The sequence below is a fragment of the Pseudoponticoccus marisrubri genome (genome assembly GCF_001482405.1).
Lineage (GTDB): Bacteria > Pseudomonadota > Alphaproteobacteria > Rhodobacterales > Rhodobacteraceae > Pseudoponticoccus > Pseudoponticoccus marisrubri.
In genome coordinates this window covers 139,104-151,859 of the sequence record NZ_LPXO01000001.1, presented here as the reverse complement: position 1 = coordinate 151,859, position 12,756 = coordinate 139,104, and the positions used below count along the sequence as shown (strand labels likewise).

General features: G+C 61.7%; 16 protein-coding genes. 9 read left to right on the top strand and 7 right to left on the bottom strand.

Translation table 11 applies throughout. The features are described from left to right. Positions 1–29: 29 nt before the first annotated feature. From AVJ23_RS00760 to AVJ23_RS00720, 8 genes are all read left to right on the top strand, one after another. A complete protein-coding gene (locus tag AVJ23_RS00760) occupies positions 30–2,351 on the top strand; it encodes a heparinase II/III domain-containing protein (protein ID WP_058860248.1) in 2,322 nt (773 codons plus the stop codon). Positions 2,352–2,363: 12 nt separating this feature from the next. Then, a complete protein-coding gene (locus tag AVJ23_RS00755; RefSeq protein WP_058860247.1) occupies positions 2,364–2,696 on the top strand; it encodes a cupin domain-containing protein in 333 nt (110 codons plus the stop codon). 39 nt (positions 2,697–2,735) lie between these two features. Then, entirely contained in the window at positions 2,736–3,617 is an 882-nt protein-coding gene (locus AVJ23_RS00750) for an NAD(P)-dependent oxidoreductase (protein ID WP_058860246.1), read from the top strand. A gap of 69 nt (positions 3,618–3,686) precedes the next feature. After that, positions 3,687–4,433, top strand: coding sequence for an SDR family NAD(P)-dependent oxidoreductase (locus tag AVJ23_RS00745; protein ID WP_058860245.1), 747 nt, complete (start codon positions 3,687–3,689; stop codon positions 4,431–4,433). Positions 4,434–4,660: 227 nt separating this feature from the next. Next, positions 4,661–5,158 carry a carbohydrate kinase family protein gene (locus AVJ23_RS00740; RefSeq protein ID WP_058860244.1) on the top strand — a complete coding sequence of 166 codons (498 nt, stop codon included), beginning with the start codon at positions 4,661–4,663 and terminating at the stop codon, positions 5,156–5,158. Positions 5,159–5,176: 18 nt separating this feature from the next. Next, a complete protein-coding gene (locus AVJ23_RS00735) occupies positions 5,177–5,596 on the top strand; it encodes a hypothetical protein (protein ID WP_058860243.1) in 420 nt (139 codons plus the stop codon). Further along, positions 5,593–6,927: a relaxase/mobilization nuclease domain-containing protein gene (locus AVJ23_RS00725; protein ID WP_084794178.1), complete on the top strand. Its 1,335-nt coding sequence runs from the start codon at positions 5,593–5,595 to the stop codon at positions 6,925–6,927. Before AVJ23_RS00735 ends, AVJ23_RS00725 begins: the two co-directional genes overlap by 4 nt. Positions 6,928–6,960: 33 nt before the next feature. Further along, a complete protein-coding gene (locus AVJ23_RS00720) occupies positions 6,961–7,164 on the top strand; it encodes a hypothetical protein (RefSeq protein WP_043846442.1) in 204 nt (67 codons plus the stop codon). Between the two features lie 32 nt (positions 7,165–7,196). Here AVJ23_RS00720 and AVJ23_RS00715 read toward each other — a convergent pair whose 3' ends face one another. From AVJ23_RS00715 to AVJ23_RS00700, 4 genes are all read right to left on the bottom strand, one after another. After that, a complete protein-coding gene (locus AVJ23_RS00715; protein WP_058860240.1) occupies positions 7,197–7,565 on the bottom strand; it encodes a hypothetical protein in 369 nt (122 codons plus the stop codon). A gap of 243 nt (positions 7,566–7,808) precedes the next feature. After that, on the bottom strand, positions 7,809–8,687 hold the full coding sequence (locus tag AVJ23_RS00710) for a GIY-YIG nuclease family protein (protein WP_157772593.1): 879 nt from the start codon (positions 8,685–8,687) through the stop codon (positions 7,809–7,811). Positions 8,688–8,785: 98 nt separating this feature from the next. Then, complete coding sequence (locus tag AVJ23_RS00705) at positions 8,786–9,205, bottom strand: hypothetical protein (RefSeq protein WP_058860238.1); 420 nt, start codon at positions 9,203–9,205, stop codon at positions 8,786–8,788. Then, positions 9,202–9,438, bottom strand: coding sequence for a hypothetical protein (locus AVJ23_RS00700; protein WP_058860237.1), 237 nt, complete (start codon positions 9,436–9,438; stop codon positions 9,202–9,204). Before AVJ23_RS00700 ends, AVJ23_RS00705 begins: the two co-directional genes overlap by 4 nt. 547 nt (positions 9,439–9,985) lie before the next feature. On the opposite strand from AVJ23_RS00700, the gene AVJ23_RS00695 reads away from it, so the two are divergent. Continuing rightward, positions 9,986–10,165 carry a hypothetical protein gene (locus AVJ23_RS00695; RefSeq protein WP_043846432.1) on the top strand — a complete coding sequence of 60 codons (180 nt, stop codon included), beginning with the start codon at positions 9,986–9,988 and terminating at the stop codon, positions 10,163–10,165. An 11-nt stretch (positions 10,166–10,176) separates the two neighbouring features. Here AVJ23_RS00695 and AVJ23_RS22720 read toward each other — a convergent pair whose 3' ends face one another. The 3 genes from AVJ23_RS22720 to AVJ23_RS00685 all read right to left on the bottom strand — a co-directional run bounded on the left by AVJ23_RS22720 (position 10,177) and on the right by AVJ23_RS00685 (position 12,536). Continuing rightward, positions 10,177–11,283 (bottom strand): hypothetical protein, encoded by a 1,107-nt coding sequence (locus tag AVJ23_RS22720; RefSeq protein WP_157772592.1) that lies wholly within the window; start codon positions 11,281–11,283, stop codon positions 10,177–10,179. A gap of 10 nt (positions 11,284–11,293) precedes the next feature. Continuing rightward, positions 11,294–11,485, bottom strand: coding sequence for a YjzC family protein (locus AVJ23_RS22120; protein WP_084794175.1), 192 nt, complete (start codon positions 11,483–11,485; stop codon positions 11,294–11,296). Between the two features lie 139 nt (positions 11,486–11,624). Further along, on the bottom strand, positions 11,625–12,536 hold the full coding sequence (locus tag AVJ23_RS00685; RefSeq protein WP_058860236.1) for an ArdC family protein: 912 nt from the start codon (positions 12,534–12,536) through the stop codon (positions 11,625–11,627). Positions 12,537–12,756 lie beyond the last annotated feature (220 nt).

Sequence of the window (12,756 nt, the reverse complement as noted above, 5' to 3'; positions counted from 1 at the left end):
CTCTTGCCCATTCACAGAAAGACCCCGCCATGCACGGCCTTGCCATCCCCACGCTCGACGAACCCCAGACAGGCCGCCTGACGATCCAGTACGCGCCCGACGCGACCACCGAGATCACCGAGAACCCGCCGCGCTTCACCTGGCTGCCCGTGATCGAGGACGAGGCGCAATACGTGCTGCGGATCTCGACCGACCCGGATTTCCCGACCGGGGCCACGCATTTCTACTGCCGCCTGCCGGTGAATTTCTTCACCCCCGACATCGTGCTCGAGCCCGGGCAGTGGCACTGGTCCTACGCGGTCTGCGACCCCGAGACCGGCAAGCCCGTCACCGGCTGGAGCCGCACGCGCAGCTTCACCGTGGCACAGGGCCTGCCGGAATCGCCGCTGCCCTCGCGCCGGGCACGCTTTGCCGGCACCACCGCCGCGCATCCGCGGCTCTGGCTGGACCCCGCGCGGCTGGAGGCGTTCCGCAGCGCCGTGGCCGCCGACCCGACCCATTGCACATGGGACACGTTCTACCGCGAATCCGTGCTGCCCTGGATGGACCGCGAGGTGATGACCGAGCCCGCGGGCTACCCGAACCACAAGCGCGTCGCGCCGGTCTGGCGCCAGACCTATATCGACCTGCAGGAACACATGTACGCCGTGCGCCACCTGGCCATCGGCGGGCAGGTCACCGGCGACCAGGCGATGCTGGACCGCGCCAAGGCCTGGCTGCTGGAGGCGGCGAGCTGGGACCCGATGGGCGTGACCAGCCGGGCCTATACCGACGAATGGGCCTACCGCGTCACCAATGCGCTTGCCTGGGGGTATGACTGGCTGCACGACCAGCTCTCCGAGGACGAGCGTGCGCGGGTGCGCGTTGCCCTCCTGGCGCGCACCCGCGACATCGCCGAACACGCGATCCTGAACGCCAAGATCCACCTGTTTCCCTATGACAGCCACGCGGTGCGCTCGGTCTCGCTGACGCTGATCCCGGCCTGCATCGCGCTTCTGGGCGATGAAGAGGACGACGAGGCACGCGACTGGCTGAACTACTGCATCGAGTTCCTGGCCACCGTCTACTCGCCCTGGGGCGACAGCGATGGCGGCTGGGCCGAGGGCACCAACTACTGGATGATGGGGATGGCCTACCTGATCGAGGCGGCCAACCGGCTGAAAAGCTTTGCCGGCATCGACCTCTACCAGCGGCCGTTCTTCCGCAACACCGGCGATTTCCCCCTGTTCTGCAAGGCGCCCAACACGCGCCGCGCCACCTTCGGCGATGACAGCACGCAGGGCGATCTGCCCTGCATCAAGACCGGCATCAACCTGCGCCAATACGCGGGCGTCACCGGCAACGGCGCCTACCAGTGGTACCACGAAGAGCTGATGCGCCTGAACCCGGGGACCGAGGGCGCCTTCTACAACTGGGGCTGGTGGGACACCCATTTCGACGAGCTGACCTATCTGACCGATTTCCCCGTCGTCGAGCCCAGCGATCCGCCCACCGGCATGCGCCATTTCCGCGGCATCGGCTGGGTCGGCATCCAGCACGCCATGGCAGAGCCCGACGAGCATATCCAGTTCGTCTTCAAATCCTCGCGCTTCGGCTCGATCAGCCACAGCCATGGTGACCAGAACGCCTTCTGCATGGCCGCCCATGGCGAGGACCTGGCGATCCAGTCGGGCTATTACGTGGCCTTCAACTCGTCGATGCACCGCAACTGGCGGCGCCAGACCCGGTCGAAGAACGCCATCCTGATCAATGGCAAGGGTCAGTATGCCGAGAAGGACAAGGCCAAGGCGATGGCCGCGACGGGCCGGATCCTCGCCGCGGAAGAGCGTGACGACCACTACTACATCCGCGGCGACGCGACGGCGGCCTACCAGAGCCTCTCGCCCGAGGTGACGTTGGCCGAGCGCGAGGTCTATTTCGTGCGCAACAGCTATTTCGTGATCGTCGACAAGGTGGATGCGACCGAGCCGGTCACGGTGGACTGGCTGCTGCATGCCAACCAGCCCTATGACCTGGGCCGCACCTCGTTCCGCAACACCGGCCAGCGCGCGGGCTTCTACGGGCAGGTTGTCTGGTCCGAGGCGGGCAAGCCCGAGATGACGCAGGTCACCGGTTTCCCCGATGTCGACCCGGCCGATTACGAAGGGCTGCCGGTCTCGACCTGCCTGCACGCGACCTATCCGGCGGCCACGCGCCACCGCATCGCCACGCTGCTGGTGCCCTACCGGCTGGAGGCGCCCAAGCGGATTTTCAACTTCATGGACGACCAGGGCTACGACGCCGACCTCTACTTCACCGACGCGGACGAGAACACGTTCAAGGTGGTGATGAAGAAGCTCGCCAATACCTGAAGGGACACGCAGATGAGTGTGAAGAACCATTTCCCCGCCACCGAGAACAGCCTGTTCGACGCGGGTGGCGGGCTGACCCGCAAGGTCGGCGCCTTCAACGACAATCTCATGGTGGTCGAGGTGCATTTCGAGACCGGCACCGTGGCCGCGCGCCATCACCACCCGCATGAACAGATCACCTACGTGATCTCGGGCCGGTTCGAGTTCACCGTGGGCGACGAGACCTACATCGTCGGCGCCGGGGACTCGCTCTACAAGCAGCCCGACATCGTGCACGGCGCCACCTGCCTCGAGGCGGGCACGCTTCTGGATGTCTTCACGCCGCATCGTGAAGACTTCCTGTGAGCCAACAATAACCATCCGGAATCATAGGGAGAAAACGGCATGACCAAGCCTGTCATCGGTTTCATCGGCCTCGGCCTCATGGGCGGCAACATGGTGGAGAACCTTCAGAAGAAGGGCTTCGACCTGGTCGTCATGGATCTCAACAAGGACGCCGTGCAGACCGTGCTCGACCGCGGCAACGCCAGGGAAGCGACCTCGCCGAAAGAGCTGGCCGCGGCCTCGGACATCGTGATGCTCTGCCTGACCACCTCGGAGGTGGTCGAGGCCGTGGTCTATGGCGATGACGGCATCCTTGCCGGCATCCGGCCCGGCGCCGTGCTGATCGACTTCGGCACCTCGATCCCGGCCTCGACCCGCAGGATCGGCGCCGACCTTGCCGAGAAAGGCGCGGGCATGATCGACGCGCCCCTCGGCCGGACACCCGCCCATGCCAAGGACGGGCTGCTCAACATCATGGCGGCGGGCGACAAGATGACCTTCGACAAGGTCAAGCCGGTGCTCGACGAACAGGGCGAGAATGTCTTCTACCTTGGTGCGCTGGGGGCAGGGCACACCACCAAGCTGATCAACAACTTCATGGGCATGACCACCGTCTGCACCATGTCCCAGGCCTTTGCCGTGGCCGATCGCGCCGGGGTCGACCGCGCACAGCTCTACGAGATCATGTCCACCGGGCCCTCCAACTCGCCCTTCATGGGGTTCTGCAAGAACTACGCGGTGGACGGGGTCAGCGACCTCGGCTTCTCGATCGACAATGCCAACAAGGACCTTGGCTATTTCCTCGAGATGGCCGCCGATCTCGACACCCGGGCCGAGATCGCCGAGGGCACTTCGCACAACCTGCAGGCCGCCGTGGCTGCCGGGATGGGCAAGGGCAACGTGCCGGAAATCTTCGACTATTTCCTGACGCTTCAGAAATAGCACAGGCGGGTGCGCGCGCTGCGCACCCCTTCCGCCACGACACAGACCGAAGAACAGGACAGAACGACCATGAAATTCAAGGGAAAGACCGCCATCGTCACCGGCGGCGGCCGTGACATCGGCGGCGCATGCGCTGTGCACCTCGCCCGCGAGGGGGCCAGCGTGGCGATCAACTACCATTCCAGCGATGCCGGCGCGCAGGAAGTGGTGGACCGGATCACCGCCGAGGGTGGCAAGGCCTTCGCGCTGCGCGGTGACCTGACCGCGCAGGCCAATATCGACGCGTTGGTGGCCCGCACGATCGCGGAATTCGGATCGCTCGACATCCTCGTGAACAATGCCGGCGGCCTGATCGCGCGCAAAACCGTTGCCGAGATGACGACCGAGCATTGGCAGGCGGTGATGGATCTCAACCTGACCAGCACCTTCCTGATGATCCGGGCCTGCCTGCCGCATATCTCAGAGGGCGCCATCGTGAACCTGGCCAGCCAGGCCGGGCGCGACGGGGGCGGCGCCGGGGCGGTGGCCTATGCCGCGGCCAAGGGCGCGATCATGACCATGACGCGCGGGCTTGCCAAGGAGCTCGGCCCGGCCATCCGCGTCAACGCGATCTGCCCGGGCATGATCGACACCGACTTCCACAACATCCACACCAAGGACGAGGCGCGCCGCGCGCTCGAGGCCTCGGCCCCAGCGCGGCGACAGGGCACGCCCGACGACGTGGCCGAGCTGGTCTGCTTCCTCGCCAGCGACACCGCCTCGGGCTTCATCACCGGCGCCAATATCGACATCAATGGCGGCATGCTGTTCAGCTGAGCAAAGGGGGCATGAGCGGCTGTCCCATGATGGCGGCGGAGGACGGCCTCACCCGCAAGATCTTGGCGATCCTCCCGCCCCGATGATGGTCGCCTGCCGCCATGACGGGCCCGGCGCCACCCGCGCCGTGCCTCATCACGCTCAGGTCAAAACCCCTTCGAGGGGGGCGCCCGTTTCTGCATCGATCCGGGCGGCGCGCATTGCATGACCAGCCTCGGCATCGGGTCGTGCCGGACGCCGCAGTCAGCGACATCGTCATGCCGTCCTTTGACGACGAGGGCGTGCATCTCGACGATGCCGCACCGCCCGCGACGCGTGACCGTCATGCAGGGCAGGGGGCTACGACCGTCGTGGGCAGGAACGGCCCCGCCCGGATGCATGTCCTGCACGCGGGCTTGTCCAACTCGGTCGCAGCTTCGCCCGTGAGCCGCGTGCTCGACACGACCTCCCTCGGCGACAGCTTCAACGCGCAGATCTTGGCGGGGTGGGGCAAGTACATCCCGATGGCCGATCGCGTCCACCACGCCGCCGCGATGGTTCCCGTGGATGGGGATGTGGTTATGAGGGGCAAATCCTCTCGGGCCTGCGGCGCACGGTCGGTTGCCCAACCCGAACCTCGATCACAATCCTGTCGGGAAAAATGGTGGACCCAACTGGAGGGGAATCGAACCGCCTGTTCGAAGTCCTCCAAGAATGGGAACACCATCTCGCACCTTATGATCTAAGCGATCTGAGGTGCGGCGATGAGCACCTTAGATAGACGTTTCAATAAGTTAGCCAAGGATCAGCGGCCCAAGTATCCGCCGCCGTTTTCGCTGCGCCTCACCTTCGATGAGCGCGCCAAACTGGATTTATTGCGGGGCAGCATGCCGCTGGGGCGGTATATCCGTGAGCAAGTGCTCGGGGATGATGCTGCGCCGCGCAAGAAGCGTGGGCGTTATCCGGTCAAGGATCATGAATCCCTCGGGCGTGTCTTGGGCGCGCTTGGCTCGTCGCGCTTGTCGTCCAACCTGAACCAGCTCGCGCGCGCTTCCAACAGTGGCTCGCTGCCCGTCTCGCCCGAGACAGAAGCTGACCTTCGTCAGGCCTGCGAAGATGTGAAGGCCATGCGGCAGGAACTGCTGCGGGCGCTCGGCAGCATAAGCGACGGGGGTGAGCCATGATCCTGAAAGGTTCACAGCGCGGGAACGCTGCCAAGCTCGCCCGCCATCTTATGAACGAGCGGGACAATGAGCATGTCGAGCTGCACGAGCTGCGAGGATTTGTATCCGATGAGCAGCTCTTGGACGCCTTGCTCGAAGCGCAGGCCGTGGCCAAAGGCACGCGCTGCCAGCAGCATCTTTTCTCGCTCAGTCTGAACCCGCCGACAGATGAGCGGGTCGATGTCGAGCACTTCGAAACGGCCATCGAAATGGTCGAGCAGCAGCTTGGCCTGGACGGGCATCCCCGCGCCATCGTCTTCCATGAGAAGGAAGGGAGACGGCACGCGCATGCGGTCTGGTCGCGGATCGATTCCGAAACCATGACGGCAAAGAACCTGCCGTTCTTCAAGCGCCGCCTGATGGAGGTCTCGAAAGAGCTCTATCTCCAGCATGGCTGGGACGTGCCCAAGGGCATTGTCAATCAGGCCTTGCGCAACCCGCTGAATTTCAGCCGGGCCGAATGGCAGCAGGCCAAGCGGGCCATGGCCGATCCGCAGCTCGTCAAGGCGATGTTCAAGCAGGCTTGGCAGTCTTCTGACAATGCCGAAACCCTGAAAGCCGCTCTGGAAGAAAAGGGCTTCTTCCTCGCTCGTGGTGATCGGCGCGGCGTGGTCGCGCTCGATTATCAGGGCGAGGTCTACGCGCTGGCCCGCTGGTCTGGCGTCAAGGCGAAGGACGTCAAAGACCGGCTGCCGGACGTGAATAAATTGCCAAGTGTGCAGGAGCGCCGCGAAGAGATAGCCAAGCGGATGAGTGCGCAGCTTCAGAAATACGCCGTTGAAATCAATAAGGCGTACCACCGGAAACACCCCTCCATTGAGTTCAAGCGAACCCAGCTCGTAGAGCGCCACCGCGATGAGCGCAAAGCGCTGGACGATCGGCAGCGCGCCCGCTGGGAACAGGAAACGGCGGTGCGAGCAGCGCGCCTGCCCAGAGGCATGGGCGGGCTGTGGAGCCGGATCACGGGAAAATATTCACGGATCAGAACCCAGAACGAGCTGGATGCATGGCAGTGCTATTGCCGGGATCAGGCTGAGCGCGATGGGCTGGTGTCCCGCCAGCTTGATGAGCGCCAGCAACTCCAGCGTGCCGTCAAGCGAGTGCGCGATCAGCGAAGCAAGGATATCGCCGATTTGCACCTTGAGCTGAGCGCTTATCTCTCGATGCAGCGCGGGCATGCGGCAACGGCCAAGGTGAAAGCCGATATCGCGAAACAACCTGAGACACCGAAGAAAGATAAGAGCCGCGAGCGTGACCGCTCACGCGGGCCTGGCCCTGATTTTAACCTCTAGCGTTTGAAAGGAAAATTCATGCGACACATACTTATGCTTCATCTGGACGAAGCGCACGCGCGCCAGCTCGATGAGCTGCGCCAGCATTTTCATCTGGCGGCAGACGACACGGTGCGCCTCGCCATCCGCCTGACGCACGCTCGGCACAAGCAAAAGCCGGACGTGCTCGCGCTGGAGTTCAAGCCGCGCGCGAAGCGCGATGACTGGTACGATGATGAAGATCACATGCCTGAATAGCGCCGCCCAGCTTGGGCGGCGCTAGCGCTGGCTTACCACCAAGCGTAATAGAAGACGGTATCGCCATCGGCGATGGCTTCGCGGGCTTTGGCGACGAAGGCCAGATCATCCTCGGATTCTGATCCATCGGACGCGCCGAAGAAAAAGCCGTCGGTTGGCGGCAGGTTTCCTGCATTGATGTCGGCTTCCAGCCTTGCCAGATCGGTTTCGGTCAAGGTGACTGGTGTGCAGTTGAAGTCCTGCTGCTCGCCGCCCTTTTCAAAGTAGAGCGTTTTCATCCAACCGTGGAGGTTGGGATGCTTGCGCCAGTAGTGCAGCTCTCCGACATCCTGGCCGGGTTTGAAATCGACCTCGCGCTCGAAACTCTCATCTGAAATCATCGCATACATATCTAGTCCCATTGCTTTTTCCTTTCGTTTCTTGGGTTTCGTCCTGATGGACGCTCCCGAAACGGCAGGGACGAAAACGCAGACGGTCATGGGCAACACGGGCGGCGAAGCTGCTGGCGCGGGCAGCCCGATTGACCGGCAAGTGGGCTCTGCCAGGGAATGCGGAAATCTTGCTTCAAAGACGAAGCCGGAACGAAAGGAAGATGTAGGGGAAGAAGGTGTTTGCGGCTGGTCGGATGCTCTTGATGCGCGGCGCTATTTCTTGATCTGGGCGGTGGCCAGCTTGGTCGCCACATCGATAGCGTCGAGACCGAGATAGACTTCGTTATTGTTGGGTTCGGTGCGGAATTTGGCAAACATCTCGCCGAGATACTTCTCGACCTCAATGGCATCCTGAACGGAGCCGATGAGCTGGTTGGTGTGCAGCGTCCATTGCGGCTCGCTGGAGAGCCGATATTTGTTGAACTCCGAAACGCGCTGAGCTGCGTCCTGCGCGTGACCGATTTTCAAGCTGCGTCCACCCTTGCCGAGAGTGGCGATATAGATGCTGTTCGTAGCTTGGGTATTGGGCTGAACCGTGTAGCCATTGAGCGCAAAGGGATGTTTCTGGCGAAGCTGTTCAACGCGGCTTGCCATTGTCTGATAGCGCGGTGTCATCACTTCCAGCTCTTTGCCGTTGGTCACGATCAGGTCTTTGAGCGTGGTAGCCAGCTCTTCGCCTACTTCCTGCACGGTCGTGATCGCCCGCTGCGTGTGGGTCGCAGGCGTATAGCCAGAAAGCTCCCGAAACTCGGGGGCATCGCGAATGATCCAAGTGCGGATCGGCTGGAGGGCGAACGGCCAACGATAGCTGCCATCCTCCAGCTTGTCCCACACATTTCTGGCCTCGATCCCGAATTCCGCCGTATCGGCAGTCGAGTGGCTGATCTGCCAGACATTGATGACGCGCCCCTTTATCGCGTCGGGGATTTGCACATCAGGATCGCCGGGGCTGCGGCTCACAACACCGAAGACCAGATCACCTTCTTGGGTGCTGCGGATGGCAGCCGTTCGGTTCTGCTTGCTGGTGAAGGTCAACGGGCTGCCACGCTCGCCGTGGCTGCCCCAGACATAGGTGAAGAATATGCCGCTCATCATTACGCCTCGAAGTTCAAACCGTTTTCACAATGCTACGTGCGTCGTTTCCCACTGCCAAGAACATGAAACGCCGCCCGGTGGGGCAGCGCTGATCGTTAGAGCAGATCGAACAAATCAATTTGTTGAGGCAAGCTGTCCAGCAGTTCAAGATGTCCGAAGTCATTGTAGATATGAGCGTATTTCAGGCTCATTGCCGTGTGGACCGCTTCGCTGCAATTCAGGATCGGCTCCCCTGCATGAGCATTGCGATAGGCATGAAGCTCTCTTGCGACTTCGCGATAGCGCGAGATGTTGGCCTTCAAGGACTGGCTAACTTCATCGCGGATTTTGTTGAGCAACCTCGTTCGTTGTGGCTCTGGCCTGCGGGCGGCGCTCAGGATTTCTTCCTGACGGTATCCCTTGTACTCGGCGAGACGTGCCTCAAGGCGGATGACTTTTGGAGGCAGGACCTCACCGCCCAGAAGGTAGTACCATGGATGGCCAGGACGGTAGCCGCGCGTGTCGGGGGCGCTCATGAGCGCCCCGCTTCGTTATCGGTTCCGGGCGCGTCCTCTAGCGGCAAGCGCAGGGCGATGCGGCCATTGATCGGGCAGGTTTCAAGCTGAAGCGTGTAGCCGCGCCCGTCCTTGTGCTTCCATGCTGCTCCGACCTTGTTCCAATAGGCTTTCTCGCCTTTCTGGGTGACGTGCCAGGCCAGATAGTCCGGCGCGTTCTGGGGGTGGTTCTGGTTGGTGTTTTCGCGTGCCATGATCTTAATCTCCTTGTCTTTCGGGCCTACTTGCTAACGCCCTCCCGACAGGCCGGAGCGAAGGATCAGGCTTCATGTTCAACACGGATTTATGGGGCGGGCAGAACATTGAAGGCTGAGCCGCTTCGGCCAGGGAATTGTGCAATCAGTTGCAAGCGGGCACGGGAAGACGAAGGGGGGCGATCTGCACGGGAGAAGAAAACCCGCCAGCCTGACCTCCAGCCGCTAGCCGGACTAGCAAGCGCTCGCCATCCGACATTCGAGATAGAGCATCTGGAACAGGAGCCGCGCCGCTCGCGGTGATGCACGGGAGCGCCCTTCGCAAAAACGCTGATACCAGACCTCACCCTGTGGGCCGCCCATCCAGCCAGCGCTGCCGGTATCCACCGCCCAAAATCGATATCGACGCTTCATCTACGCATCCACCTGTATGCAGGATCAAGTTCACCTCCCGAACCATCAGGCCTTCCATGGGCCGATGATGGTGCGAACGGGGCCGAAAGGCCCTGAGTGGTTCGGGGCCTCCTTGAAGCAAAAGGAGGATGCGATGAAACTCGTCTCACGCTTTGAAGCGGCATCCCGCAGCACGGCAGAACTGCACGGCCTACTGGCGGAGGCATTCAACGCCTTTGCGAGTGCCCCGCGTAGCAGCCAGGAGCGCCGCAACGCGCTGGCGTCGATGCGCAATATCGAAGATGAGCTGGCAGCGCGCGCGCCAGGTCTATAACCGACCAGCGGTCAGCCGTCAGGCTGGCCGCTATTTTCCTTTGATTCATCATTTGGTGGCGCTGGAAGCAGGCTGTCCTCCAGACGCGCAACGACGCTCAAGCAAAGATCGGCAAAGCGCCGGATGTCATCACCAATCAGTGTGACAGTTTCTCCTGGCTCAAGGTCTTCGGCGAAGCTGACATAGTGATCGTCTGCTATGCCGAGATTGTGCCCGAGAACGTGGCGTTTTTCGGCATTAAGCTGAATGTGTTTGATCCCGGCCTCATCCAGACCATCAAATGGATCGATCCCGAGCTTGGCAAAGAGTTTTCGCCCTCGTTCGACATTCTGGAAGGCATTACCTACTGCCTTCTTTCCAAGGATTTTTTCCACCTGATCCGGTAAATGGGTCCTGACTAGCTGAGCGTGCACGGATTTCAGGGTTGCTTCAAACGCGGTGAGGACATCCTCATGAGCGTTGCCCATGAGCCGATAAGCGATTTCGCTTTTGCCTTGCTGGTCCAGCTCATCCGCAAGGGCTATCTGCTCCCCGATTAGTGCGACCTCGCGCCGGAAATGCAGGGCGACGTTCGGCGCGCCGCAATCGGGGCAGAACAGAGCAAGGGCATAAACGCCGTATTGCCGTTCACAGATTTCGCACTCAAGTGATCGCAGCAAGTCTTCCCGGATTGCCAAAGGCTTGGGACGGCGGCGAGGCTTGTGCTCCATCTTCATGGAAATAAACCCGCCACGCGGTTGTCGGCGATTGAAATCCTTCGCCAACTCGCCGACGAAATCACTCAAATCGTTCTCTGCGAGCCATAAGGCGTGCTTCTTGATGGCTTCGATGTCATCGGCATGCACGAAGTCGTCGTCATCCCCGATGTAACCCGAGTACGGGCATACTGTTTGTCCCGGCCCGGGCTCCCGCCGCATCCGCCCTCTTTCGTCTTCGCCGATGTTTCGCTCATCGGGTGCATTGCCGATGAGGAAGAGGCGGGGCTGAGCGTCAGGACTGGGCGAGTACTTGTAAACCTTGCCGGATGGGCTCGTCGGTACTGGTAGCGCGAGCTCCATCTTGTCGCGCGTTCCGCCGACGCGATATTTTTCGAGGCTTCGAAGGCGTATGTCCCGCATGCTACACCGCCTATTTCCCGCGTTTGCCGCCGTGCTTGGTGGGATCAGTCAGCTTGTACTGCTGGCCAGATTTTAGCGGCGGGGGCAGCGGCTCGCCCTTCGTCACTGTGCGCTCGATGCCTGTGCTGCCGCCGCGCGGACCAGTGATCTCGTACTGTCCGCTACGCGGGGCTTTTTGACCGGGCTTGAATGTCTTGCTCATCGCCTTTCCCTACATCGTGTATGAGGCTGTTAGAGAATCCCAACATAGCATGAGAGAGCGCGAACACAAAGAGAACACTCTTTAAGCGGCTGGCCTGATGGCCAGCCGTGAAAATTTTCCAGCTAGGTGAAGTCACCGCTTATGCGGCAACTCCTTCCTTCTGCTGCTCGCCCTCGATCACGGGTTGCAGACCGTGCAGGAAATCTGCGGCGCGCTGCGCATGGGCGGCGGCGGCAAAGATCGCGCGCTTGTCGTCCTTCAAGACTTTCAACCAGCTCTGGATATAGGCGGCATGGTCGGTGCCAGGTTTGGGGGTCAGCTCCAGATCGGCGCAAAGGAACGCCGCGCCAAGTTCTGCGACCAGTTCCTCGCGGGCGTAGCCTTCATCGCCCCAGCGCTTGCGCCCAAAGTCACGGTCAAGGCGGCTCTTGTGCTTCGTCCAGTGGGTCAGTTCGTGGGCAAGCGTGGCATAGTAGGCCTCGGGGCTGCGGAACGTCTCGAATGCTGGCATCTGCACATGATCGCTGCCGTTCGCATAGTGGGCGCTGTTCCCGCCATGGCGGATGTCTGCGCCCATGTTTCCGAAAAACTGTTCCGCGTGCTCAATGCGCAAGGCGGGATCAATAATCGCCTCGGGCTTGGCGTAGTAGTGCTCGGGCAGGCCTTCGATCTGATCGACGTTGAAAACGCTGTATCCCTTCATGAACGGGATTTTGCGCTCTTCCTCGCTGCCGTCGTCCTGCTCTTCCTTCTTGGTGATGGTGTTGGCGTATACGACCAGATTGCCGCGCTCGCCCTTGCGCACATGTGCGCCCATCTCTTTCGCTTGCCGGAATGTCATCCAGTACGGAGAGAGATATCCCGCCTCGACGCTCGCGCCCCAGAGCATGAGCACATTGATACCGTTGTAGGGCAGCCCGTTGTGCCGCAGGGGCTTGGTGATCTTGCCCTCAAGGTTGCCGCTGCTCCACGGCTTCATCCAAGACAGTTCGCCCTTTTCCAGATCGGCAATAATCTTGTTTGTTACTTTCTGATAAACATCGGTTTTCATGTCCTTTTTCCTCCTTTGGATAGTCGGTTGCGCATGCAACCGGACTAGGCCCGCGCCAATGAGCGGGGGGAGGCCGTCAAGATCACGGGCGGCGGAGGGGGATCACCCGTCCTGCACGAGCGTCAGCGAGGAAGGATGGGGAGACCGCCGGTCCGTGTCCGAAGCCATAGCGAAGGACTTGGTCTTGACGGAGGATGGGGCCGGAAGGCCCCCGGAAACG

Coding starts and splice junctions, on each gene's coding strand:
- AVJ23_RS00760 (WP_058860248.1), top strand. CDS start 30: ATGCACGGCCTTGCCATCCCCACGCTCGACGAACCCCAGACAGGCCGC.
- AVJ23_RS00755 (WP_058860247.1), top strand. CDS start 2,364: ATGAGTGTGAAGAACCATTTCCCCGCCACCGAGAACAGCCTGTTCGAC.
- AVJ23_RS00750 (WP_058860246.1), top strand. CDS start 2,736: ATGACCAAGCCTGTCATCGGTTTCATCGGCCTCGGCCTCATGGGCGGC.
- AVJ23_RS00745 (WP_058860245.1), top strand. CDS start 3,687: ATGAAATTCAAGGGAAAGACCGCCATCGTCACCGGCGGCGGCCGTGAC.
- AVJ23_RS00735 (WP_058860243.1), top strand. CDS start 5,177: ATGAGCACCTTAGATAGACGTTTCAATAAGTTAGCCAAGGATCAGCGG.
- AVJ23_RS00725 (WP_084794178.1), top strand. CDS start 5,593: ATGATCCTGAAAGGTTCACAGCGCGGGAACGCTGCCAAGCTCGCCCGC.
- AVJ23_RS00720 (WP_043846442.1), top strand. CDS start 6,961: ATGCTTCATCTGGACGAAGCGCACGCGCGCCAGCTCGATGAGCTGCGC.
- AVJ23_RS00715 (WP_058860240.1), bottom strand. CDS start 7,565: ATGGGACTAGATATGTATGCGATGATTTCAGATGAGAGTTTCGAGCGC.
- AVJ23_RS00710 (WP_157772593.1), bottom strand. CDS start 8,687: ATGAGCGGCATATTCTTCACCTATGTCTGGGGCAGCCACGGCGAGCGT.
- AVJ23_RS00705 (WP_058860238.1), bottom strand. CDS start 9,205: ATGAGCGCCCCCGACACGCGCGGCTACCGTCCTGGCCATCCATGGTAC.
- AVJ23_RS00700 (WP_058860237.1), bottom strand. CDS start 9,438: ATGGCACGCGAAAACACCAACCAGAACCACCCCCAGAACGCGCCGGAC.
- AVJ23_RS00695 (WP_043846432.1), top strand. CDS start 9,986: ATGAAACTCGTCTCACGCTTTGAAGCGGCATCCCGCAGCACGGCAGAA.
- AVJ23_RS22720 (WP_157772592.1), bottom strand. CDS start 11,283: ATGCGGGACATACGCCTTCGAAGCCTCGAAAAATATCGCGTCGGCGGA.
- AVJ23_RS22120 (WP_084794175.1), bottom strand. CDS start 11,485: ATGAGCAAGACATTCAAGCCCGGTCAAAAAGCCCCGCGTAGCGGACAG.
- AVJ23_RS00685 (WP_058860236.1), bottom strand. CDS start 12,536: ATGAAAACCGATGTTTATCAGAAAGTAACAAACAAGATTATTGCCGAT.